Origin of the sequence: Kosakonia sp. CCTCC M2018092 (genome assembly GCF_003864115.1) — a bacterium.
GTDB classification, from domain to species: Bacteria; Pseudomonadota; Gammaproteobacteria; order Enterobacterales; family Enterobacteriaceae; genus Kosakonia; species Kosakonia cowanii.
Map to the genome: position 1 here is coordinate 2,521,369 of NZ_CP034225.1, position 23,387 is coordinate 2,544,755.

At 57.1% G+C, this 23,387-nt stretch carries 24 protein-coding genes; 10 read left to right on the forward strand and 14 right to left on the reverse strand.

Annotation, left to right across the window (positions count from 1 at the left end; genetic code table 11):
• Positions 1 to 8 precede the first annotated feature (8 nt).
• From EH164_RS11995 to sad, 5 genes are all read right to left on the reverse strand, one after another.
• Positions 9 to 1,445: a GGDEF domain-containing protein gene (locus EH164_RS11995; protein WP_124968385.1), complete on the reverse strand. Its 1,437-nt coding sequence runs from the start codon at positions 1,443 to 1,445 to the stop codon at positions 9 to 11.
• Between the two features lie 108 nt (positions 1,446 to 1,553).
• Positions 1,554 to 1,916 carry a DUF4186 domain-containing protein gene (locus EH164_RS12000; protein ID WP_124968386.1) on the reverse strand — a complete coding sequence of 121 codons (363 nt, stop codon included), beginning with the start codon at positions 1,914 to 1,916 and terminating at the stop codon, positions 1,554 to 1,556.
• A complete protein-coding gene (gene glsB, locus EH164_RS12005) occupies positions 1,916 to 2,842 on the reverse strand; it encodes a glutaminase B (RefSeq protein ID WP_124968387.1) in 927 nt (308 codons plus the stop codon). The genes EH164_RS12000 and glsB overlap by 1 nt, the downstream gene beginning before the upstream one ends.
• Before the next feature lie 60 nt (positions 2,843 to 2,902).
• Entirely contained in the window at positions 2,903 to 4,492 is a 1,590-nt protein-coding gene (locus EH164_RS12010; protein ID WP_124968388.1) for a methyl-accepting chemotaxis protein, read from the reverse strand.
• Positions 4,493 to 4,592: 100 nt separating this feature from the next.
• On the reverse strand, positions 4,593 to 5,981 hold the full coding sequence (sad, locus tag EH164_RS12015) for a succinate-semialdehyde dehydrogenase (RefSeq protein WP_124968389.1): 1,389 nt from the start codon (positions 5,979 to 5,981) through the stop codon (positions 4,593 to 4,595).
• A 104-nt stretch (positions 5,982 to 6,085) separates the two neighbouring features.
• Here sad and EH164_RS12020 point away from each other — a divergent pair, with 104 nt between their 5' ends.
• A complete protein-coding gene (locus EH164_RS12020; protein WP_124968390.1) occupies positions 6,086 to 6,937 on the forward strand; it encodes a LysR family transcriptional regulator in 852 nt (283 codons plus the stop codon).
• 768 nt (positions 6,938 to 7,705) lie between these two features.
• Here EH164_RS12020 and EH164_RS12030 read toward each other — a convergent pair.
• A complete protein-coding gene (locus tag EH164_RS12030) occupies positions 7,706 to 8,176 on the reverse strand; it encodes a GNAT family N-acetyltransferase (RefSeq protein WP_124968392.1) in 471 nt (156 codons plus the stop codon).
• Between the two features lie 149 nt (positions 8,177 to 8,325).
• On the opposite strand from EH164_RS12030, the gene EH164_RS12035 reads away from it, so the two are divergent.
• The gene (locus tag EH164_RS12035) at positions 8,326 to 9,270 is read left to right on the forward strand and encodes an L-lactate dehydrogenase (RefSeq protein WP_023479024.1); all 945 of its coding nucleotides are present in this window, start codon (positions 8,326 to 8,328) and stop codon (positions 9,268 to 9,270) included.
• Positions 9,271 to 9,310: 40 nt separating this feature from the next.
• Here EH164_RS12035 and EH164_RS12040 read toward each other — a convergent pair whose 3' ends face one another.
• Positions 9,311 to 10,102, reverse strand: a complete 792-nt coding sequence (locus EH164_RS12040) for a PhzF family phenazine biosynthesis protein (RefSeq protein WP_124968393.1) — start codon at positions 10,100 to 10,102, stop codon at positions 9,311 to 9,313.
• A gap of 170 nt (positions 10,103 to 10,272) precedes the next feature.
• Between EH164_RS12040 and EH164_RS12045 the strand changes: the two genes are divergently transcribed.
• Positions 10,273 to 11,469, forward strand: coding sequence for a sugar transporter (locus EH164_RS12045; protein WP_124968394.1), 1,197 nt, complete (start codon positions 10,273 to 10,275; stop codon positions 11,467 to 11,469).
• A 594-nt stretch (positions 11,470 to 12,063) separates the two neighbouring features.
• Here the strand turns inward: EH164_RS12045 and EH164_RS12050 are convergent.
• Together EH164_RS12050 and EH164_RS12055 are read right to left on the reverse strand one after the other, a co-directional pair.
• The gene (locus EH164_RS12050) at positions 12,064 to 13,218 is read right to left on the reverse strand and encodes a carboxylesterase (RefSeq protein WP_124968395.1); all 1,155 of its coding nucleotides are present in this window, start codon (positions 13,216 to 13,218) and stop codon (positions 12,064 to 12,066) included.
• Complete coding sequence (locus EH164_RS12055) at positions 13,218 to 13,892, reverse strand: MarC family NAAT transporter (protein ID WP_042715624.1); 675 nt, start codon at positions 13,890 to 13,892, stop codon at positions 13,218 to 13,220. The genes EH164_RS12050 and EH164_RS12055 overlap by 1 nt, the downstream gene beginning before the upstream one ends.
• A 242-nt stretch (positions 13,893 to 14,134) precedes the next feature.
• On the opposite strand from EH164_RS12055, the gene marR reads away from it, so the two are divergent.
• Genes marR through marB form a run of 3 tightly spaced genes read left to right on the forward strand, consistent with a single transcriptional unit; the run spans position 14,135 to position 15,220 of the window.
• Entirely contained in the window at positions 14,135 to 14,569 is a 435-nt protein-coding gene (marR, locus tag EH164_RS12060) for a multiple antibiotic resistance transcriptional regulator MarR (protein ID WP_023478578.1), read from the forward strand.
• Between the two features lie 18 nt (positions 14,570 to 14,587).
• Positions 14,588 to 14,968 (forward strand): MDR efflux pump AcrAB transcriptional activator MarA, encoded by a 381-nt coding sequence (marA, locus tag EH164_RS12065; RefSeq protein WP_023478575.1) that lies wholly within the window; start codon positions 14,588 to 14,590, stop codon positions 14,966 to 14,968.
• Between the two features lie 36 nt (positions 14,969 to 15,004).
• Positions 15,005 to 15,220 carry a multiple antibiotic resistance protein MarB gene (gene marB, locus EH164_RS12070; RefSeq protein WP_023478576.1) on the forward strand — a complete coding sequence of 72 codons (216 nt, stop codon included), beginning with the start codon at positions 15,005 to 15,007 and terminating at the stop codon, positions 15,218 to 15,220.
• A 38-nt stretch (positions 15,221 to 15,258) separates the two neighbouring features.
• On the opposite strand, the gene eamA is transcribed toward marB, so the two are convergent.
• Positions 15,259 to 16,155, reverse strand: coding sequence for an O-acetylserine/cysteine exporter (gene eamA, locus EH164_RS12075; RefSeq protein WP_124968396.1), 897 nt, complete (start codon positions 16,153 to 16,155; stop codon positions 15,259 to 15,261).
• Between the two features lie 189 nt (positions 16,156 to 16,344).
• On the opposite strand from eamA, the gene ydeE reads away from it, so the two are divergent.
• Positions 16,345 to 17,532, forward strand: a complete 1,188-nt coding sequence (gene ydeE / locus EH164_RS12080; RefSeq protein ID WP_124968397.1) for an efflux MFS transporter YdeE — start codon at positions 16,345 to 16,347, stop codon at positions 17,530 to 17,532.
• A gap of 584 nt (positions 17,533 to 18,116) precedes the next feature.
• On the opposite strand, the gene EH164_RS12085 is transcribed toward ydeE, so the two are convergent.
• Entirely contained in the window at positions 18,117 to 19,220 is a 1,104-nt protein-coding gene (locus EH164_RS12085; RefSeq protein ID WP_124968398.1) for a cobalamin-independent methionine synthase II family protein, read from the reverse strand.
• 186 nt (positions 19,221 to 19,406) lie between these two features.
• The gene (locus EH164_RS12090; RefSeq protein ID WP_023481406.1) at positions 19,407 to 19,817 is read right to left on the reverse strand and encodes a rhodanese-like domain-containing protein; all 411 of its coding nucleotides are present in this window, start codon (positions 19,815 to 19,817) and stop codon (positions 19,407 to 19,409) included.
• A 67-nt stretch (positions 19,818 to 19,884) separates the two neighbouring features.
• On the opposite strand from EH164_RS12090, the gene ftrA reads away from it, so the two are divergent.
• Together ftrA and mgtS are read left to right on the forward strand one after the other, a co-directional pair.
• Positions 19,885 to 20,889, forward strand: a complete 1,005-nt coding sequence (gene ftrA / locus EH164_RS12095) for a transcriptional regulator FtrA (protein WP_370277275.1) — start codon at positions 19,885 to 19,887, stop codon at positions 20,887 to 20,889.
• A gap of 107 nt (positions 20,890 to 20,996) precedes the next feature.
• Positions 20,997 to 21,089: a protein MgtS gene (mgtS, locus tag EH164_RS12100; RefSeq protein WP_023481773.1), complete on the forward strand. Its 93-nt coding sequence runs from the start codon at positions 20,997 to 20,999 to the stop codon at positions 21,087 to 21,089.
• A gap of 572 nt (positions 21,090 to 21,661) precedes the next feature.
• Here the strand turns inward: mgtS and EH164_RS12105 are convergent.
• A complete protein-coding gene (locus tag EH164_RS12105; protein ID WP_124968400.1) occupies positions 21,662 to 22,084 on the reverse strand; it encodes a hypothetical protein in 423 nt (140 codons plus the stop codon).
• Positions 22,085 to 22,134: 50 nt separating this feature from the next.
• A complete protein-coding gene (locus EH164_RS12110) occupies positions 22,135 to 22,353 on the reverse strand; it encodes a hypothetical protein (RefSeq protein WP_023481553.1) in 219 nt (72 codons plus the stop codon).
• Between the two features lie 744 nt (positions 22,354 to 23,097).
• Between EH164_RS12110 and EH164_RS12115 the strand changes: the two genes are divergently transcribed.
• Entirely contained in the window at positions 23,098 to 23,331 is a 234-nt protein-coding gene (locus EH164_RS12115) for a hypothetical protein (RefSeq protein WP_241174959.1), read from the forward strand.
• The last annotated feature ends 56 nt before the right edge of the window (positions 23,332 to 23,387 follow it).

Consider the following 23,387-nt stretch of genomic DNA (forward strand, 5'->3'; position numbering starts at 1 on the left):
TGCTTATTTCACGTTGCGGGCGAGATAGTGACTTCCGGCTCGCCGCTGTGGCTATCCGTGGTGCAGTTTCTGCCGTGCCTCTTCGAGCGGTAGAGATGCTCATCGGCCTCGGCCAGCAGATCGTTGAATCCCTCTGTTAACTGGCGCGGGTCGGGCGTGCCGTGCCCGATGCCGACGCTCATCGTCAGATGTAGCGTCTGCTGCCGCCATTTAAAGGGATGGGTTTCCACTGCACAGCGCAGCGTCTCCGCAAGTCTCTTCCCTGCTGTTGCATCTTTTGTGACGGCGACCACCACAAACTCCTCGCCGCCCATACGCGCCACCAGCCCACGCTCGCCAAGCTCCTGCTGCACTTTTTGCGCGAACGAAGTCAGCACCCGGTCGCCACACTCGTGACCATAACTGTCATTGACGCTTTTGAAGTAGTCGATATCCATCAGCATCACGGAGAGGTGTTTGCCCGCAAAACGCTTCTCCTCTTTACGCAGAGCTTCATACAGCCCGGAGCGGGAGTAAACGCGGGTGAGAAAATCAAAATCGGCGCGCAGCGACACCTGGCGCATCAGGCGGTTAATGGCTTCAACGCTGACCGACACGATCACCGGGCAGATCGCCATCGTCGCCACGCCGAGCCGCGCCGAGAGCATCTGCGGAATATCAAACGGCGAATGGACGTGAATATCGATCTGCCCGCTGGAGACCAGCATAATCTCCAGCCCACCGGTGATAAGCGTCACCAGGCAGGTTAACGGCAGTGAATAGCGCACCGCGCACCAGATGAGCGCTGGCAGCGGAAACGCCAGGCTTCCGGCACCGCCAATCATCACCGAGGCTGAGACAGACACCGCCAGCGCGAGGATCGGCATCACCTGCGGTAGTGAAAAGCCCTTAAGCACGCGCGGGCGCGTCATGGTCAGCAGACACGGCAGGATCAGCACGCCCGTTGAGAACTGCTCGCCAAACCAGTCAGCCAGCAATGGCCAGAAGCCCTGATCGTTAATCCCAACCGAGCCCAGCGCGCCAAAGAAGGCGCAGAGCAGCGCAGCCACCAGACAGTAACTAAAGAGTTTCAGCGCATTGATCGGCTGTGGCGTCTTGGCGATCTGGCGCCGCTCCCAACCGATAAGCTGCGCCATGGTGATGATAAAGACCATATTGGAGAAGTTGATGATCAGCGACGCCGTGCCCCAACTGGTGGTGACGGCATCGTAAGCCAGCATCGCGACATAGCTGATTAAGTAGTAGTGCCAGCGGTGCAAAAACGCGTAGCGGGCGAAGACCCCGGCCATCACCGCATTCAGCGGCCAGAAGAGCGACAGCTCCTCGACCAGGCGCATCATCGCGCCGATAAAATAGAACAGCGTGGTCAGCGCAAAAATCATTCCCGCATTTATCAGCGGGGTCTCTTCCCTGAACGGACGCCAGGAGGACAACAAAGCTCGCATCAAATCTCAGTTCCTGTCGCGGGCGGCAGGAGCTGCCCGAAGTAGCGTCGGAAATAGCCTAAAGCTTAGCATGCTTGTTTTCCGCTATAGCGTGTTGCGCAACCGCCATCAGCGCGGCGAGTTCATCTGGACAACCAGCCAGTGATAAATCACATCAACTACATACTGCTGCTGCGCGGGCGACAGCGGCTGGCCTGCCTCAATGGCGTGCCACTTCGCCAGACAGCCACGACAGCAGGTAGCGGTGGCATGCTGGGCGATAAATACCGGGTGACCACGCATCGGCGTCTGTTTGCCGTCATTATTAGGCAGCGCAGGCGCAAGGCGCTGAGCGACAAAATCGGCGGCGTGGGCAGCAATGACTTCTGCCCCCTTCTCTTCGCAGTAGTGCCGCTCCTTTGCGCCTAAGCGAAAACGGGAGCGAAAGGTAGAGCGCCCAAGGCGGGCAAACAGCGCATCGAAATCCGCCATCAGTAGACCGATCTACCAAGGCGCTGGCTGAGCGCTTCCAGCAGCGCGACGCCCGCCAGCGAGTTGCCCGCGTCATCCAGCTCCGGGCTCCAGACGGCGATCGCCATCTCATGAGGCACAATCGCCACGATCCCACCGCCAACGCCCGACTTCGCCGGCAGGCCAACGCGGAAAGCAAACTCCCCGGCGTTCTGGTACATGCCGCTGGTCGCCATCAGGGCGTTGATCTGCCGCGCCTGCATCGGCGTCACTACCGGCTGGGCGAGATTCACCGCCTGCCCGCTCTGCGCGAGGAAGAGAAAGGTGCGCGCCAGCTCAGCACAGCTCATCTTCAGCGCGCAGTAGTGGAAGTAGTTTTGCAGAACCGTAGTGACATCATTGTGGAAGTTGCCGAAAGATTTCATTAGCCAGGCGATAGCCGTGTTACGCGCAGCGTTATCGAACTCCGATCGCGCCACCGCCGTGTCGTAGACGATATCGTCGACGCCTGCGAGCTTGCGCACAATTTCCAGCATGCGCTGGCGCGGCGCGCTAAGGCGGCTTTGCAGCATATCGCATACCACCAGCGCCCCGGCGTTAATGAAAGGATTGCGCGGCTTGCCCTGCTCAATCTCAAGTTGCAGCAGCGAGTTGAAGGGCTGGCCGGAGGGATCTTTACCGACGCGCTGCCAGATCTCCTCCTCGCCGTAGTGGTTCATTGCCACCACCAGGCTAAGCACTTTTGAGATCGACTGAATTGAGAAGCGCTCATCGGCATCACCCGCCTGATAGTGCTCCCCATTGACGGTGCTGATCGCGATCCCCAGTTTATTGCCGCTGACTGCCGCCAGCGCCGGGATATAATCCGCGACCTTACCGCGTCCCAGCAGCGGGCGTACCTGGGCGACTATCGCCTCCAGCACGCCATTATCCATCACCGATGCCACTTTCACTCCTCGCCCACAGGCCAAATCGGGCTGCGAGTATACCAGAGCTGTTTTGTCGCGTCAGGCGCTGAGACGAAAACGCGCAACCGCTTGCATCAATACCTGCGAATCGTGATAAAGCTGCTCAGAGGCCGCAGCTGCCGTGGTCACCAGTTCGCCGGTGCGCCGCGCCACGCTGTTGAGTGAGTGGAGACGTCGGGTCATCTTGTGAATACTCTCGCCTTGACTAAGCGTTGCAGCTGAGATTTCACTCAATACCCCGCTCAGATGCCCGACCAGGCCAGTCACCTGTTGCAGGTTATCTTCAAGACGGTTCACCGCCTGGGTGCCATCGTTGATCCCCTGCAATGAGTGGTTAATCAGTTGCTGAATGGTTTGCGTCGAATGGCTGCTCTTACGCGCCAGCAGGCCCACCTCTTTCGCCACCACCGCAAAGCCGCGTCCGTGGTTGCCCGCATGCGCCGCTTCGATGGCGGCATTCAGCGCCAGAATGTTGGTCTGAAACGCCACGCCGTCGATCAGCGAGACGATATTGCGCATCTCGGCGGAGCGGTCGACAATCTCGCGCATCGACTGCGTCACCGTCTCCATCATTCTGTCGCCGCCCGCCGCCACTTTACGCGCTTCATCCGCCTGCTGGCGCGCCTCTTCGGCAAAACCGGTATTGCCCTCGACGTGCGACTCCAGCGTGGCGATATGTTCAGTGACATCGTTTAGCTCCTGCGCCTGCTTCGCCGATTGCTGATTAAGCGACTGGTTGCCTTCCGCCAGGCTGCCGATGGTGCCAATCATCGACGCGGTGGCGTCGCTCACCTGCATCACCAGCTGTTGCAGCCCCTGCTGCATGGTGCCGACGCTGTGGCTAAGCTGCTTGATTTCGCGGTTGAAACGCTGCACCGGCGGCAACGGCGTGCCGAGATCGCCAGCAGCAAGAATATTGATATGGGCAATCAATGCGCGCAGCGGGGTGATGACCCAGCGCGACATGCCGAACCACACCAGCAGCGCAATGACCACCAGCAGAGCCGGGATCAGCATAAACACTTGCTGCAAGCGGCTAAGGCTGGCAAGCAGCGACTGCCTTCCCTGCTCGGCGTGCTGCGCGCCAGCCTGCTGGAAACGGGCGTAGTTATCATTGAAATCGGCCTGAAATGCCTGCGCAGGGACGGCAAAAAAGGCATCGATCGACTGGGTTTTCACCAGCCCGTCGGCCTGCTCTTTCAGCGCGCCATAAAAGAGCTGATAGCTGTTGACCAGCCCTTCATCTTTTGGTGGATTCAGCGCCTGAAAAGCAAGCCAGGCTTTGTTGGAAGCCGCCAGTGCCTGCTGGGTCTCATCCATCAGGCTGTGCCAGCTGCCGTCCGAACCGGTCGCTTTATCCTGCATAAAGTAGACCCCGGCGCGGTTGAGCAGATCGCTTGCGGTGAGGAGTGCAATGCGTGCTTCGTCCGCCCGCACCTGTTGCAGATGCGCCTGTTGATTCAGGCTCTCGTCGTGCTGCGCGCTGCGAAGCGAGGCGGTAAGGAAAAAGGAGGAGGCGATTTGCAGGGCGGAAAAGAGCGCGATGATGCAGAAAATCCCGGCCAACAAACCAAACTGCTGCGGTGCGATACGCCGAAAAATTCGGCGAAAAATTTGCGTTAAGTTCATGATATTCTTCTGTAACCACTGAGTTGCGGTGAGTCTACAAAAGGATCATGACACATCCATGACAGCCAGAGCTGACGCGCCCCACAGGGGCGCGTTTAGCTTACAGGCGATCTTTCCACACGGTCTGAACGTTGCAGAACTCATGCAAACCAAAGTGGGAGAGTTCACGCCCGAAACCGCTCTTCTTCACGCCACCGAAGGCCACGCGCGGATCGCTGGCGCTAAAACCATTGATAAACACGCCGCCGCACTCGAGGTTATCGGCAAACCACTCGGCCTGCGCGCTGTCGGCGGTGAATACCGTGGCCGAAAGGCCAAAGTCGCTGTCGTTGGCAAGCGTCAGCGCATGCTCTGCATCGCGAGCGGTGCTGATCGCCGCAACCGGGCCAAACAGCTCCTGGCGAAATGCTGTCATCTGCGGCGTAACGTTGGTCAGTACGGTGGCCGGATAATAGTTGCCGCTGCCCGGCGTCTTCTCGCCGCCGAGTCGCAGGGTGGCACCCTCTTTAATGCTCGCCTCAACCTGGGCGTGCAGTTCGTCGCGCAGATCGAAGCGCGCCATCGGCCCAAGGTAGTTCTCCTCATTTTCCGGCGCGCCCTGCTGTAGCGCAGCCGCGGCGGCGACAAATTTCTCGGTAAACGCGTCGGCGATCCCTTCTTCAACAATGAAGCGTTTCGCCGCGGCGCACACCTGCCCGGTGTTCTGGTAACGCCCGGCAACAGCGGCTTTCACTGCCAGATCGAGATCGGCATCGTTAAGCACGATAAAGGGATCGGAACCGCCCAGTTCGAGCACGCACTTTTTCAGCGCCGCACCGGCCTGCGCACCGATTGCCGCCCCGGCACGCACGCTACCGGTGACGGTCACTGCGGCAATGCGCGCATCGTTAATCGCCTGGCTGACGCCCTCATTGGTGGCGTTGACCCAGCCAAAGACGCCCGGCGCGAACCCGGCTTCGCTGAACAACTCGCCGATCAGCGCCGCAGAACCCAGCACATTCGGCGCATGTTTTAACAGATAGCTGTTGCCCGCCAGCAGGATCGGCACCGCGCCGCGCAGCACCTGCCACAGCGGGAAGTTCCACGGCATCACCGCCAGAATCGGCCCCAGCGGGCGATATTCGATGCGCGCGCGCTGCGCTTCAACTTGCGTGGCTTCGCTGCCGAGCATCATCGGGCCATGTTCGGCGTACCAGTCGCACAGCGCGGCGGATTTCGCCACTTCTGCCCGCGCCTGTAAGATCGGTTTACCCATCTCTTCACTCATCATCTGCGCCATCTCCTCTGCGCGGTGACGCAGCACGGCGGCCAGATCGCGCAGCTTCTGCGCGCGGTCATTGACGCTGACGTTGCGCCACAGGCGGTAGCCGCTATCGGCCAGCGCCAGCGCGCGGTCAACCTCTTCGCGGCTGGCCCACGGCGTGGCGCGCAGGGTTTCGCCCGTGGCCGGGTTAATGGAGAGTGCATGGGTGGTGGCGGTCAGAGACATTATTTTTCCCCTCAATGATTTCAGAACTTGCATTAGGGTGACGCAGTTTGTTATTTCTGAAAACTGAATAATATTAACTTCACCATTCACGTTACGAGAACAACATGGATTTAACCCAGCTTGAGATGTTTAACGCCGTGGCGCAGACCGGCAGCATTACCCAGGCCGCGCAGAAGGTGCACCGGGTGCCGTCAAACCTGACGACGCGCATTCGCCAGCTGGAAGCGGATCTCGGTGTCGATCTCTTTATCCGCGAAAATCAGCGCCTGCGCCTGTCCCCTGCCGGGCACAGCTTTTTACGCTACAGCCAGCAGATCCTCGCGCTGGTTGATGAGGCGCGGATGGTAGTGGCGGGCGATGAGCCGCAGGGGTTGTTCTCGCTGGGCGCGCTGGAGAGCACCGCCGCGGTGCGTATTCCGGCGACGCTCGCCGCTTATAACCAGCGCTACCCGCGTATTCAGTTCGATCTCTCCACCGGCCCTTCCGGCACCATGATTGACGGCGTGCTTGAGGGGACGCTGAGCGCGGCGTTTGTCGACGGGCCGCTTATGCACCCGGGGCTGGAGGGCATTCCGGTCTATCGCGAAGAGATGATGATTGTCGCCCCGGCGGGCCATGAGCCGATTACCCGCGCTTCGCAGGTGAACGGTGCCAGTATTTATGCCTTTCGCGCCAACTGCTCCTACCGCCGCCATTTTGAGAGCTGGTTTCAGGCCGATCGCGCCACGCCGGGAAAAATTCACGAGCTGGAGTCCTACCACGGCATGCTGGCCTGCGTGATTGCCGGCGCCGGGCTGGCGCTGATCCCACGCAGTATGCTGGAGAGTATGCCCGCCCATCAGCAGGTCAATGCCTGGCCGCTGGCGGAGGAGTGGCGTTGGCTCACCACCTGGCTGGTGTGGCGACGCGGCGCGAAGAGCCGACACCTTGAAGCATTTATTGCGCTGTTGCCGTAGCCGTTTTGGCTGCGTGCGGTTTGTTATGCCGGATGGCGCGTAAACGCTTATCCGGCCAACGTGAACAGAGCCACTGAAACCGCGGCTGATTGCCGGATGGCGGCTTCGCCTTATCCGGCCAACAGGAAAGGTGCGGCTGAAACCGCGTAGGCCTGATAAGCACAGCGCCATCAGGCATTATCCCCCTGGCACCCATTGCCGGATGGCGGCTTCGCCTTATCCGGCCTACCAAAACGAGCCTTCAGCGACATCGTTGCGACATTTATCTGCAATATGACAGCGATGGTGTTGACCCCCGCTGAAATCGGCGAACCGAAGCGTGAATGACAAGGTCTGGACGCCATGGATGGCGGACAGAGGCGAACCGAGGCAGGACAAAATTGCCGGGAGCAATTTTGAACAGCGCTTGCGCTGGCCCCGAAGGGGCGAGTCCCATGGATGGGACGAGTAAACCGAGTTCCAGAATGGAACGAGTAAGTCGAGTCGAGCCGGCCGCAGTCAGACACGCGGGAGGTGAGCGCAGTGCGCAGCACCGATTTCCTCGCGGGGCCGCGGGGATTGACAAGGGGAGCGCGGCCGCTTCCCTTGTCCCGTTCACCGCATAAGAGGTTAATGAAACTCCCCCACGCCTGGTGAACGGAACCATTCCACCAATGCCACATGAAAACCCCATCGCCGGATGGCGGCTACGCCTTATCCGGCCTACGCTCGCGTCCACCGGGGCAACCTGCCGCGCCGATTGCCGGATGGCGCATACGCTTATCCGGCCTACGCTCGAAGCGCATCAGGCAACTGCTTCTCCATAAATACACTTAACGGGTCGGGATCATACGGCGCAAACGCCTCGCAAATCTGGTATCCGCAGCGCTGGTAAAGTTTCACCGCCGCGTGCTGCTCGACACCCGTCTCCAGCCGCAGCGTGTGGCACCCCTTCTCGCTCGCCGCCTGCTCCAGCGCGGCAATCAGCTGCTCGCCCAGCTTCTGCCCGCGGTGCGTCGGATCGATAAATACCCGCTTCATCTCCGCGCTGCCATCCTCATTAAGCAGCACCGCGCCGCAGCCAACGGCATCCTGCTGATGCACGATTTTACGCAGGATCAGCGTCTCTTCGGGAAAAGAAGCCAGGTCAACCAGATGGTTGCTCTCTGCCGGATAAAGCGCGGTCTGGTAGCGGTCGAGGGCGGCGATGAGGGCAATCACCTCCGGCTGCGTCGCGGTGGCATCAACAATACGGTACATAGCGGCTCCTTATAGTTATCGCATTGTTAAATTAGCGAAAATTCCGCCGCTTAACTCATATGAATAACCTATAGATCCGCGACAATATTGCACGCCAGCAATAACCCGCTGTACTTTACGCAAGAGAATATTCTGACAAGGGAATCGCCATGAATACAAAAGCTCGCAAAGTAATGATTATCGGCACCGGTAATGTTGGTGCATCTGCCGCTTACGCTCTTTTAAACCAGAACATTTGTGAAGAGCTGATCCTGGTGGATGTTAACGCCCCGCGCGTAGAGGGACACGCGCAGGATCTGGCGGATGCCGCCGCGTTTATGCCGGGGATGATGTCTATCTCCACCCGCTCCATCGAGGCGTGCGCGGATGTTGATATCGCGGTAATTACCGTCTCCGGTGGCGCGCTGAAGCCTGGCCAGACGCGGCTGGATGAGCTTGGCAACACCGCGCGCATTGTTAAAAACATTGTGCCCACCATGATGGCAAACGGCTTTAACGGCATTTTTCTGGTGGCGACCAACCCTTGCGACATCATTACCTGGCAGGTGTGGTCCCTCTCCGGCCTGCCGCGCAACCAGGTGATCGGCACCGGCGTCTGGCTCGACACAACGCGTCTTCGCCGTCTGCTGGCGCAGGCGCTGGATATCGGCGCGCAGAGCATTGACGCGTTTATTATGGGCGAACATGGCGATACGCAGTTCCCGGTGTGGTCGCACTCATCGATTTATGGCTCGCCTATCGCCGACGTCTATCAACAGAAAACCGGCCAGCCGCTGGATGCGGATGCGCTGGCGGATCGCGTGCGCCGCCACGGCTTTGAGATCTTTGCCCGCAAAGGCTGCACCGAATATGGTATTGCCGGCACGATTGCCGAGATCTGCCGCAATATTTTTACCGGTAGCCACCGCGCGCTGGCGATCTCCTGCATTCTTGACGGGGAGTATGGCGCGCACAATGTGGCGATTGGCGTGCCGGCGGTGCTGACCCACAGCGGCGTGGAGCAGATTATCGAACTGCACTTAACCGAGGACGAAGTGGCGAAGTTCAACCACTCCGTTGAGGTGATCAAAGCCAATATCGCGCGCTTGCCGTAATAAGCGCGCTGCGGGGGCGCTATCGCCCCCGGTCATTGTGCTAGCGCAAATAGACTTTGCCGATCAAGTAGAGCGTTGCCTGGCCGCCAATCAACACCCGATCGCCCCGCCACTCGCAGCGCAGATCGCCGCCGCGGGCGGAGAGCTGGCGCGCCTGCATCACCGTTTTGCCGAGCTTCTCGCCCCAGTATGGGATCAGCATACTGTGCGCCGAACCGGTAACCGGATCTTCGGCCACCGACTCGCCCGGGCAGAAGAAGCGGCTGACAAAGTCATACTCCTCCCCCGGTGCCGTGACACAGACCATTTTCCCCAGCGGTTTCATGGCGGTGATATCGGGCTGTAAGGCTTCGACCTGCGCCTGGTTCTCCAGCACTACCATGTAATCGCGCCCTTCATACACCGCCTGCGCCTGCGCAATGCCCAGCGTTTCCAGCAGCAGCGGCGGCGGATTTTCAACAATCTGGGTTGCCCATGCCGGGAAATTTAGGGTCAGCCAGTCGCCGTTGCGCGCAACGGTTAACTCGCCGACAAAACGGGTGCTGAAGCGGATCTCAGTCTCTGGATAATCGAGGTATTCGAAGATAACGTGAGCGGCGGCAAGCGTCGCGTGACCGCAGAGGTTGATCTCATCCTGCGTGGTGAACCAGCGCAGCTCGAAGCCGCTGTCGTTGCGCACAAAAAAAGCGGTTTCCGATTGGTTATGCTGCTGCGCCATTTTCAGTAACAGATCGTCTGGCAGCCATTCGGTGAGTGGACAGACTGCGGCGGCGTTACCGCCGAAGGTGTGGTCGCTGAAGGCATCGACCAGATAGAAGTCAATTGTTTGCATTGTTTTTCCTCATCTTTTCTTTTGTTCTGACGGCAAAATTTCAGCGGCGCAACCGCTATTTTTTTGCTGAATGAAAAATGAGATCTACATCACAAAAAGTTTGTCTTTCCGCCAGCAAAAGCATTAAGATCTTCGCCTCTTCTTCTCTTAAACCAACCCAAAGCACTCTTATGATGACGAATACTGTTTCACGTAAAGTCGCGTGGCTACGGGTGGTTACGCTTGCCGTTGCCGCTTTTATTTTCAACACCACCGAATTTGTGCCGGTGGGGTTGCTCTCTGATATCGCCCAGAGCTTCGATATGGAGACCCCGCAGGTCGGGATCATGCTGACCATCTACGCGTGGGTGGTGGCACTGATGTCGCTGCCCTTTATGCTGCTGACCAGCCACATTGAGCGGCGAAAACTGCTGATTGCGCTGTTTGTGCTGTTTATCGCCAGCCACGTTCTCTCCTTCCTGGCGTGGAATTTCGAAGTGCTGGTGATTAGCCGTATCGGCATTGCCTTTGCCCATGCCATCTTCTGGTCGATCACCGCTTCACTGGCGATCCGCCTGGCACCGGCGGGTAAACGCGCCCAGGCGTTAAGCCTGCTCGCCACCGGCACCGCGCTGGCGATGGTGCTCGGCTTGCCGATTGGCCGTATCGTCGGGCAGTACTTTGGCTGGCGCACCACCTTCTTTGTGATTGGCATGGGTGCGCTGGTAACGCTGGTTTGCCTGGTCAAACTGCTGCCGACGCTTAAAAGCGAGCACTCCGGCTCGCTGAAAAGCCTGCCGCTGCTGTTTCGTCGCCCGGCGCTGGTCAGCATCTATGTGCTGACGGCGGTGGTGGTCACCGCCCATTACACCGCGTACAGCTATATTGAGCCGTTTGTGCAGAATGTAGCGGGCTTTAGCGCCAATTTCGCAACTATTCTGCTGCTGTTGCTTGGCGGCGCGGGGATTATTGGCAGCGTGCTGTTCGGTAAGCTCGGCAACCGGCACGCCTCCGGGCTGGTGTGTAGCGCCATAGGGCTGCTGGTGATTTCGCTGGTGATGCTGCTTCCCGCCGCCGGGAGCGAAAGATCCCTCGCCGTGCTGAGCCTGTTTTGGGGCGTGGCGATTATGATTATCGGCCTTGGTATGCAGGTGAAAGTGCTGGCGCTGGCGCCGGATGCGACCGACGTGGCGATGGCGCTCTTTTCCGGGATTTTCAATATCGGTATCGGCGCAGGCGCGCTGGTGGGCAATCAGGTGAGCCTGCACTGGTCGATGAATACGATCGGTTATGCCGGTGCCGTCCCGGCGATTGCCGCGCTGGTGTGGGCGGTGGTGATTTTCCGCCGCTGGCCGGTGCAGCTCGAGGAGCAGAGCGAGCCAGTGTGATCGTTCTGAAACCGCGTAGGCCGGATAAGCGCCAGCGCCATCCGGCATTGTCTTCCCGCACCCATTGCCGGATGGCGGCTTCGCCTTATCCGGCCTACCAAAACGAGCATACAGCAACACCGGTGCGGCTTTTCTCTGCAATATGACAGCGAGGGTGTTGTGTCCCCGCTGGAATCGGCGAACCGAAGCGTGAATGACAAGGTCTGGACGCCATGGATGGCGGACAGAGGCGAACCGAGACAGGGAGCGAGACCCGGAACGGGCGAGCAAGTCGAGTCGAGCCGGCCGCGGTCAGGCACGCGGGAGGTGAGCGCAGTGCGAAGCACCGATTTCCTCGCGGGGCCGCGGGGATTGACAAGGGGAGCGCGGCCGCTTCCCTTGTCCCGTTCACCGCACATGAGATTAATGGAACTCCCCCACGCCTGGTGAACGGAACCATTCCACAAAACGCCATATGCCAGGCCCATTGCCGGATGGCGGCTATGCCTTATCCGGCCTACAGAACGCCTTCCACCCAGGCAACGTGCCGCAACGATTGCCGGATGGCGCTACGCTTATCCGGCCTACTCGGTTTCATCGGCTACTGTGAAGCCATCAGGGCGCTGCGGTGATAACGTCGTGCATCACCGAATTTTGCCATGCAAACCACGGGTTCCACGTCAACCGGGCGTGAATTTTCCCCGGCGTCACTAATCCCCAGTCGGAATACCACACCTCGTCACCCTTCAGGCAACGCTCTGCCGCCGCCTCCGACTGCCCGTTACCGCAAAGCCTTACGCTGCCCTGCCGACCATAGAGCGGATTATCCGGTGAAAAGAGCACCGACATATGGGAGAACTGGCTGATGCGCTCCTGCGGTAGAATATCGGTTTTCACGCGTAAACGTGACATTGTCACTGATTCGGACGGCGGCGTGCCGTACCAGATTAAGCGGCTGGCGGGATGGGTAAAGGCGCGGTCGAATTGATCGAGGATCCAGCGCGTATCCAGCACCGAATCATGCTCCGTTAACACCACGAGCGTCGGTTTATTGAAGGGCTTCTGCGCCAGCAAACTCTGCGCGCTGGCGCTGGTTCGCCAGAACTGGGCAAAACCGTTGGTCGGCACGCGCAGATAGCGGGTTGCGATCTGCTGCGGGAAAAGCGTCCCCGGCGGGCGCAGCCAGTCGCGAAACAGCGCCAGCGTCGGTGCCAGAAAAGCGTAGCGGGTACTTGGCCTGAAGGCCGGCGAGAAGAGCAGCAGCCCCTGCACATTGTCATGCGTCATAGCATATTCCAGCGCCAGGTTACCGCCGGTAGAGAAGCCGCCGAGCCAGAGCGAATCGACCTCTTTCGCCAGAATCGCCGCCTGCTCATTCACCACCTGCCGCCACCGGTCAACGCTGACACCAATCAGATCGGCGGGACGCGTGCCGTGGCCGTCCAGCAGCACGGTGCGCACCAGAAACCCTTTGCGGGCAAGCTCAGGGGCGATATCGACGAACGATCCCGGCCCATCGCCAAGACCGTGGATCAACAAAATCCCCTTGCGCGCCTTCTGCGCAGGACGCCACTCCTGCGGCGTATTGAGCCGCAATTCGGCGGGTTTATCCAGCGTCTGAAAGGCGCGATGGGCGGCGACATAATCGCGCGTCTGCTGTTGATACGCAGCAAAGCTGTTCTGCCCAAGCGGCGCTTCGACGCGCTTTTGCTGCTGGCAGCCGACGATCAGCAGAGAGCAACAGAGAATGAAGCCGGAGAACTGCCGCATCAGGCGCCCGCCGGATAGGTCGAGATAATCTCCAGCACGCCATTAATAATGAACTGCACGCCCATACAGACCAGCAGGAAGCCCATCAGCCGCGAGATGGCTTCAATGCCGCCCTTGCCCACCAGCCGCATAATCGCACCGGAACTGCGCAGACTTACCCACAAAATCAGCGCCACGGCGGCAAAGACCAGCGGCGGCGCGACGGCGATCACCCAGGCGGGAAAATCAGCGCCGTGGCGAACGGTCGACGCCGAACTGATGATCATCGCAATGGTGCCCGGCCCGGCAGTGCTCGGCATCGCCAGCGGTACAAAGGCAATATTGGTCTCCGGCTCATCCGCCAGCTCCGCCGTTTTGGCTTTTGTCTCCGGCGACTCATGACTTTTCGCCGGTGGAAAGAGCATGCGAAAGCCGATAAACGCCACAATCAGCCCACCGGCAATGCGCAGGCCTGGAATCGAGATGCCAAAGGTATTCATCACCACCTGGCCTGCGTACCAGGCGACCATCATGATGATAAAGACATAGAGCGAAGCCATGCGCGCCTGCTGGTTTCGCTGGACGCTGTTCATGTTCCCCGCCAGGCCTAAGAACAGCGCCACGGTGGTCAGCGGGTTTGCCAGCGGCAGCAATACCACCAGCCCGAGACCGATAACTTTGATCAATTCCATCATGGTACGTTTCACCTCTCCCCGGTTAACAACCCCGCCAGTATAGCCGCAACGCGGCGGCAAAAGCGCCTTCACTTATGCTGATAATGGGTAAAAGTTACGTAAATTCAACTAGATGAAATTAAAAACATTCTTAAGCGTGAAAAGTTTTAGCAATTAGTGGCATCCGATACCCATTTGGTTGACTTATATTTGCCTGAGCAATAATATCTGCCGTGATTAAACTACTTGCCGGGGCAACCATTGTGAAAAGCACGAATGATCTATTCAACGACATCATTCCTTTAGGCCGCTTGATCCACATGGTTAACCAAAAAAAAGATCGTTTACTCAACGACTATCTTTCGCCGTTGGATATCACCGCAGCCCAGTTTAAGGTGCTCTGCTCTGTCCGCTGTGAAGGGTGTATTACCCCGGTTGAGTTGAAAAAAGTTCTCTCTGTCGACCTTGGCGCACTGACCCGCATGATGGACAGGCTGGTGTGTAAAGGCTGGATTGAACGCAGCCCGAATCCTAATGACAAGCGCGGCGTGCTGGTGCGATTAACACCTGAAGGCGCGACGCTCTGTGAGCAATGTCATCAATTAGTGGGTCAAGACCTGCATCAGGAATTAACAAAAAACTTAACCGCAGAAGAAGTGGCAACACTTGAGCATTTGCTTAAGAAAGTCTTGCCGTAAAAACAAAGAGGTATGACGATGTCCAGACGCAACACTGACGCTATTACCATTCATAGCATTTTGGACTGGATCGAGGATAACCTGGAGTCGCCGCTCTCCCTGGAAAAGGTGTCAGAGCGTTCGGGTTACTCTAAGTGGCACCTGCAACGGATGTTTAAAAAAGAGACTGGTCATTCACTGGGACAATACATTCGCAGCCGCAAGCTGACGGAAATTGCGCAGAAGCTCAAGGGAAGCAATGAGCCGATCCTGTATCTGGCGGAGCGTTATGGGTTTGAATCGCAACAGACCCTGACCCGCACGTTCAAAAACTATTTTGACGTGCCGCCACATAAGTTCCGGGTCACGGATATGCCTGCGGAGTCCCGCTATCTCTATCCGTTAAATCACGCTTGTTAACTAATCGCCTGTAATTAAAGACGTATCGAGGAAAGTATGAAACGTATTACCTGTGCCGCAGCGGCATTTTTGGTGCTGCTGAGTGGCCAGAGTTATGCGGAGCAGTTTGATCACAGCACCGGGCAAAACGCCCGTGACGCGATGATCATACCCGCCGCCCAACAAACATCGCCGTATGACTTCAACCATATGGGGGCGGGAAGCGACAAATCTGACGAGTTAGGCGTAGCGTATTACCATCAACGCAGCTAACCGTTTGCCCCGTACCGTGCGGGGCTTTTTTTTTACTTTCAGTTTGCCTGTGCCGCCCGGCGCAGACGAAAACCAAACACATTGATATAGAGCCCGGCCATCACCAGCACGGCACCGGCGAGCTGCATCGCGGACAATTTCTCATCCAGCAGCAGGGCTGCACTCGCCATGCCGACCACTGGCACCAGCAGGGACAACGGCGCAACGCGCCAGGTTTCATACCGCCCCAGCAGCGTTCCCCAGATTCCGTAGCCGAGAATGGTGGCGATAAAGGCCAGATAGACCAGCGACAGCAGCGTCGTGGTATCGATCGCCACCACGCTTTTCAGCATCAGGGCCGGGCCGTCAAAAATCAGTGAGCAGACCATAAACGGCACAATCGGGATCAGCGCGCTCCACACCACCAGCGACATCACCGCCGGGCGCGAACTGTGCTGCATAATTTTTTTATTGAAGATATTGCCGCAGGCCCAGCTAAAGGCCCCCGCCAGCGTGAGCATAAAGCCGAGCAGCGGAATATGTTGCCCCGTGAGGCTCGCCTCAATCAACACCAGCACACCGACTACTGCCAGCGCAATGCCGACCAGCTGTTTGACTTGCAACCGTTCGCCAAAGATCCCCGCCCCGAGAATGATGGTGAAGAAGGCCTGCGCTTGCAGAACCAGCGAGGCTAATCCTGCGGGCATACCGAACTTGATGGCGCAAAAGAGAAACGCAAACTGCCCGAAGCTGATGGTCAGGCCATAGCCGAGCAGCAGACGCATCGGCACTTTTGGGCGGGCAACAAACAGTAACGCCGGGAAAGCGACCAGCAGAAAGCGTAACCCCGCGAGCATCAGCGGCGGCATGGCGTGCAGCCCCACTTTGATCACCACAAAATTGAGGCCCCAGGCCACGACTACCAGCATTGCCAGCAGCACATCTTTACGCGCCATCTACGCCCCTTTTTGTTTACAAATTTGTAAAAAATTTACGTTAACTGAAAAAATAGTCCAGTAATAGATCATTAAATTCGGTAGGTCGTTTTTGGCACCCACAGACAAATTGGCGGTTGTGCGCCTCAGTTTCGGCGTGTTATTGCTGTTGGTATCACAAAAACGAAAATAAACATGCCGGGTAAGAAAATGACCTCGACACAAACACGCTCCACCGCTGCATTACTTTTTTCATCACTTTTGTTAACGATTGGCCGCGGCGCAACGCTGCCGTTTATGACTATCTACCTCAATCGCCAGTACGGCATGGCGGTCGATCAGGTCGGCTATGCGATGAGTATCGCCCTGACAATCGGCGTGATCTTCAGCCTTGGCTTTGGCATGCTGGCGGATAAGTTCGATAAAAAACGCTATATGTTGCTGGCAATTATCGCCTTTATCGGCGGATTTGCTGCCATTCCGCTGACCCACCATGCTGGCCTGGTGGTGCTCTTTTTCGCTCTGATCAACTGCGCCTATTCGGTCTTTTCAACGGTGTTGAAGGCCTACTTTGCCGATACGCTGCTGCCGGCGACGAAAGCGAAAATTTTCTCGCTCAACTACACCTTCCTCAATATCGGCTGGACCGTCGGGCCACCGCTCGGTACCCTGCTGGTGATGCAGAGCATCAATCTGCCCTTCTGGCTGGCCGTGTTCTGCGCCGCCTTTCCGCTGGTATTTATTCAGCTCTATGTGCAGCGCATCGCCGTTGGAGAGGGCCACGATCCTGCCGCATCCTGGTCTCCGTCGGTGCTGCTGAAGGATAAAGCGCTGGGCTGGTTTACCCTCTCAAACTTTCTCGCCTCGTTCGTTGCCGGCTCTTTTGCTTCCTGCCTGTCGCAGTATGTGATGGTGGTTGCCAGCAGCGAATTCGCCGAGCGCGTGGTGGCGGTGGTTCTGCCGGTCAACGCGGCGATAGTCGTCACCTTGCAGTATGCCGTTGGGCGCAAACTCACACCGGGCAACCTGCGGCCGTTGATGGGGATTGGCACGCTCAGTTTTGTTATCGGCCTCGCGGGCTTTATGCTCTCTGGCGACAATTTATGGCTGTGGGGCCTCTCCGCTGCGGTGTTTACCCTCGGCGAGGTGATCTATGCGCCAGGCGAATATCTGTTGATAGATAACATTGCGCCGCCGGGCATGAAAGCGACCTACTTCTCCGCGCAGGCGCTCGGCTGGCTGGGCGCGGCGATGAACCCGCTGTTAACCGGCGTGATCCTCACCACGCTGCCGCCCTGGTCGCTGTTTGTCATCCTGATGGTCACCATTGTGATCGCCTGGCTGATGATGCTCAAAGGGATGCGCGTCCGGCCATGGGGAGTGTTGCAGACGCAATAAAGTGATGCCCGTCATTCCGGATCGTAACTGCGCCTTATTCGGCCTGTGGTAACGAAGCCGCTGAAATAATGCCGGATGGCGCTAACGCTTATCCGGCCTACAAAAGCGAGCCCACAGCCCCATCAATGTTGCTTTTATCTGCGATATGGAAGCGAGGGGTTGTGTCCCCGCTGAAATCGGCGAACCGGAGCGTGAATGACAAGGTCTGGACGCCATGGATGGCGGACAGAGGCGAACCGAGACAGGGACTCGTTCCAGAATGGAACGAGTAAGTCGAGTCGAGCCGGCCGCAGTCAGGCACGCGGGAGGTGAGCGCAGTGCGCAGCACCGATTTCCTCGCGGGGCCGCGGGGATTGACAAGGGGGGAGCGGTCCCCCCCTTGTCCCGTTCACCGCATAAGAGGTTAATGAAACTCCCGAACGCATGGTGAACGGAACCCTTCCACAAATGCCAACCCCATTGCCGGATGGCGCGTACCGCTTATCCGGCCTACGCCGTTTCAGCGAGCTCCGTTTTTGTAGGCCGGATAAGGCGCAGCCGCCATCCGGCAATCATGCAGCGGAGACAAAGCCGGATGGTGCCTGTTACCACACCTGCTCGGCGATACGGGTCACCAGGCGCACTTTCTCCCACTGCTGCTCTGGCGTCAGGGAATTGCCCTCTTCGGTTGAGGCAAAACCGCACTGCGGGCTGAGGCAGATCTGGCTGATATCAACATACTTCGCCGCTTCCTCAAGACGTGCTTTCACTCCCTCCGGGTTCTCAAGCTCACCGTTTTTAGTGGTGATCAGACCCAAAACCACCTGCTGTTTGCCCGGACGCACAAAGCGCAGTGGCGCAAAGTCGCCGGAACGATCGTTGTCGTACTCGAGGAAGAAGGCATCGACATTCACGCCGCCGAACAGCACTTCCGCCACCGGCTCGTAACCCCCTTCGGAGATCCAGGTCGAGCGGAAATTGCCGCGGCAGACATGCAACCCGATGGTCAAATCTTCCGGCTTATCCTCCAGCGCCTTGTTCAGTACGCGGGCGTAAATGCGTGCCAGCTCCTCCGGATCGTCACCACGGGCGACAATCTGTTTACGCTGCTCGTCAGAGCAGAGATAGGCCCAGACGGTATCGTCCAGTTGCAGATAACGGCAGCCAGCATCATAAAACGCGCGGATCGCATCACGCCAGGTGGTGGCGAGATCGTCAAAATAGGCATCCAGCTCGGGATATACCGTCGCGTCGATCACCTTACGGCCTCCGCGGAAGTGGAGCACGCTCGGGCTGGGAATAGTCATTTTCGGCTGCGCATCGCCGCTGATGCTCTTCAGGTAACGAAAATCTTCCAGCATTGGGTGGTCTTTAAAACTGACTTTGCCCGTCACGCGCACGCCGTGCGCTTTGGTCTGCACGCCATTGAACTGGATCCCCTGCTCGGCTTCGAAAAGCTCAACGCCCTCCAGCCCGGCAAAGAAATCAAAATGCCACCAGGCACGGCGAAACTCGCCATCGGTCACCACGTGCAGACCGCAGGCGCACTGCTGTTCCACCACATGACGAATCTCTTCGTTTTCAACATGACGCAGCTGATTGGCGCTGATTTCACCCTGCGCAAACTGCTGACGCGCCTGCTTAATGGCGTCGGGGCGTAAAAAGCTGCCAACTACGTCTGCACGGAACGGGGCCTGATGTCGCTGCATAATTCTCTCCTTATGCGCCGTGGCAGATGGTTGCCCGGCGTGATAATTCATTATTTGAATATTTAGACTTCTGGACGGCTAAATGTCCAAACAAAATGTCACACCGGGGCAACGGCGGCAAACGAGAAAATTTCACGTGCCATGAAAAAGATTCACGTTCGAGGCAGAAAAGTGAAAAATATCAGGTCAGGCGGCGTGCTCTATCCCGCTGGCGAAGCTAAAACCTTCATCCTGCCAGCCGGTAATGCCGCCGATCATGATCTTTACCGCCAGTCCAAGACGCGCCAGCTTAAGCGCTGCGAAATCAGCGCCATTGCAGTGTGGACCAGCGCAGTAGACGACAAACAGCGTGTCGGCGGGCCACTCCGCCATTCGCTCCGGCGTGATGGTGTTATGAGGCAGATGGATTGCGCCGGGCAGATGGCGACGCGCAAACGCATCCGGGCTGCCGACCACGTGCAGTAAGACAAAATCTTTCTCATTATGGGTCAGGGCGTGGTGCACGTCCGCGCAGTCCGTCTCAACGCTCAGGCGGTGCATAAAGTGGCTGGCGGCTTCTTCCGGGGAGGCGGCGGGAATATCGGTTACATAGCTCATCGTCTTTTCTCCGTGGTTGTGTTAACACTAATCTAACCAAAACAGCGCGCCCTGAATGCGCCCTTCTCTGCCAGATAACACCAGGATAATGACAACTTTACGACACCCGACCGATCGCCATCGCGTGGTCGCCCTCGCCTATGACGGGCTCTGTACCTTTGAATTTGGCGTCGCCGTGGAAGTGTTTGGTCTGCCGCGCCCGGAGATGGGCGATAAGTGGTATGACTTTGCCGTTGCCGCCGTTGATGATGGCGAACTGCGCGCCACCGGCGGCATTCGTATCATGACGGAAGGCGGTCTTGAACTGCTTGCTGAGGCGAATACCGTGGTGATTCCCGGCTGGCGCGGTGCCGATCAGCCGGTGCCACCCGCGTTGTGCATTGCATTACAAAAAGCATGGCAGCGCGGCTGCCGGATTATCTCAATTTGTTCTGGGGTGTTTGTGCTGGCGGCTGCGGGGTTACTCAACGGGCGCAAAGCGACTACGCACTGGCGCTATACCGACCTGTTACGTGAACACTATCCGGCCATCGTCGTGCTGGACGACGCCCTCTATTATGACGAGGGAAATGTGATGACCTCGGCGGGCAGCGCGGCGGGCATCGATCTCTGTCTGCACGTGGTGCGCGAGGATTTTGGTATTGAAGCGGCTAACAGCGTCGCCAGACGGCTGGTAGTGCAGCCTCACCGCGACGGCGCACAAACTCAACATCTGAGCCGCCCGGTGGCGCGTACGCGTGAAAGCCGTCAGCTCGGCCTGCTGTTTGATTATCTGCACCAGCACCTGGCGGGCAACCATACGGTCGCCGCGCTGGCGCAGCGCGCGGCCATGAGCGAGCGCACTTTTCTGCGCCGTTTTCAGGAAGCCACCGGCACCACGCCCGCACGCTGGATATTGCAGGAGCGGTTGCTGCGCGCGCAGTCACTGCTGACGCAAACGCGGATGAGCATCGAGCTTATCGCCCGTCATAGCGGGTTCGCTAACGCCGCCTCGCTGCGCCACCATTTTCAACAGCAGCACGCCCTGTCGCCTGCGGCGTACCGGAAAAAATTTACCGAAGCGGTGAATTAATTCACATTATTAAGCGTTTGTTGATATTTAGCAGGCTATTATCTCTCCATTGCAGCGATAAAATTTTCAAGTGAGGCAAATCAGTGAAATAAATGGAGAGGTACAAAATGGGAAATATGCATGTATTTATGGCGGTTCTGGGCATTATTTTGTTTTCAGGTTTTTTAGCCGCTTATTTTAGCCATAAATGGGACGATTGATGAACGACGATAATCCCCCACCGCGACGGCTTCTTACATTATGTGTAAGAAGCCGTTTTTGCTTTATCTGGCGCAAAAAAAAACCGCCGGTTATGGCGGTCAATGCTTGCATGGATAGATTTGTGCTTATTGTTACACGCTAACTCATTTTTCAATGTTAACGGGCTGGTGTCACTTTATCAGTAACAACCTCAACAGAACCTAAACGACGCCTGCCATTACCTCTTCATCAGGGGAAATCATCGAAACGATTGCCTGACCTTAATTGACATTTTTATTTGAAAATAAAGAGGATATATCCCTTTTAACCTGGTTGCCGTGTTAGGGTGGTCTCTCAATTCATCAGACCGGAGGGGTTATCCCCAATCTCAAATTTACGTGCCCGGTTTGCAGCAGCCACAAGTTTACTTTTACTACTTATTGTTCCGATAAACTTCCTTCGCACGGGGCGATTTGCTCAGTGTGTGGCGCGCGACTTACTGCGTTAACCTGTATTCCTGCACTCAGAAGACGGCGCTGGCCGAAACTCGTTTTTTAAAAATGGGGCCTCTTTCCCGGCCCCGTTTTTTTGTTTACGCGTTTTTTGCTTTGCCTAATGAGAAACCACTAACCTTCGCAATATGCACCCGTAATATTGTGCCCTTTACGCTCGTCCAGCCGCCATTACCTGTCATCCATGAGGGATCTTTAATATGCAGGTAATTAAGCGGAATCTCTTGCTCGTTGTCGACGCGGTAATCTTCTGCCAGCTGATCGAAAAAAGCGGCGATAGGATTTTTAATATCCTCATCACCGGCAACGGAACGAATCGCCTGCGCCGTTGACAGCGCATACTCTTCACCTGATACCAGTTCACCTGCCACAACCTGACCGCCAACCACCAGCGTGACCACCATGCTTGCGCCAAGGTTTGCGCAGGAGACCAGATGCGACAGCGCGCTGTCCTGCGTGCTGATGGTCGGCGTAGCGGCTGTTACTTCACGTTCTGTTTCCATCGATACCTCCACATACAGGCAGAAAAAAACCGCCCGCAGGCGGTTAGGGTTTAATGAAACTTGCGAATAGCTTGCTCCGTCTCCTGCTGGGTGACCAGATCGGAGAAACGGGCGACGAAGTAGGTCTCGCCGTCGAGCTCCCAGGGCTCGATCGGGATTTCCAGAAAAGCGCTTTGCTCATTTTTAAAGGTGACCGATTTGGCGTTATCTTCCACGGACACCTGCTCAACCTTACCACCGGCGCGAATTACCACTACATTTTTGGTCATGTCGGTTACCTCAGTTGCTTAAATTGCCTTCGACATTAACACAGCCATGCTCATCATGCCTGCACCATGCCATAGATTGTTAAGCGCTAAAAATTAGGTCCTATAATTTGGCTTAATGAGAGGGATAACGCTACGGCGGGAAACGTGAGGTGGACCACACTTTCGCAATTGTGTGGGTATAAAAAGGCGGCAAAAAGCCAGAGACCGGCTAAATAACCCGTCTCTGGCTAAGGATATTTCGGTGATGCCGGGTGCCTCCCGGTGAGTGCGCGCCAGCCCGCACAACTCGCTTTCACCCCAAAAGATGTGGCTGGTAGCCCCTCCGCGTAGGGGGATTCATCACCATGTTTAACGTTATTAAGCGAAGGGAGATCGGTCAATGCTCATGCGGGTTATGTAAGTTTTTAAAGCATAAACCTTTATCGCAGGGCGGGCTCGCTCACTGCTCTTCATCGCGCAGCACGTAGAATCCCGCGATTTCAATTTTTGATAAAGAATAAAGGTCTTCTGGTCGATAACGGTTAACAGGAAACGTTCACGAACGCTGACAGGGTCAAACCGGACAGGTCAGTGTTCAGCGCCTTTTCACAAAACTGCTGTGGGCTGTACCGTTTAGCGTTAATCGTTTTCAGAGATGGCTTGTCCGTTTTAGACACGTCGCGTGGCGTTAACTTATTCAGGTAATCTCGACAGAACGTTTTTTAACCAATCGATATGATGTATCAAAGCATTTCTTAAGGAGAGATGATGAAGACAACCGAAGAAACGATTAACGATCTGCAGTGTCGCGCTTTAGCCTATGAAGTCATTTTCCAGTCCATCTTCTCTGAGCTGCCGCAAGTGTTCATTGAAAGAGCCGCTGATAAAATTGAAGGTAACTTCAAAGCTTTCGAATCAGGCACCCATTCCGAAGCAGGAAAAGCCAAGCTTGATGCGGCGAAAGCTGTCGTTTCGCGGATCATGGGAACAAAGATTTAACCGTCCTGACATGTGGCTGATGAAGTCGTGCGGTTTGAAACAATGCTCTTAATTTA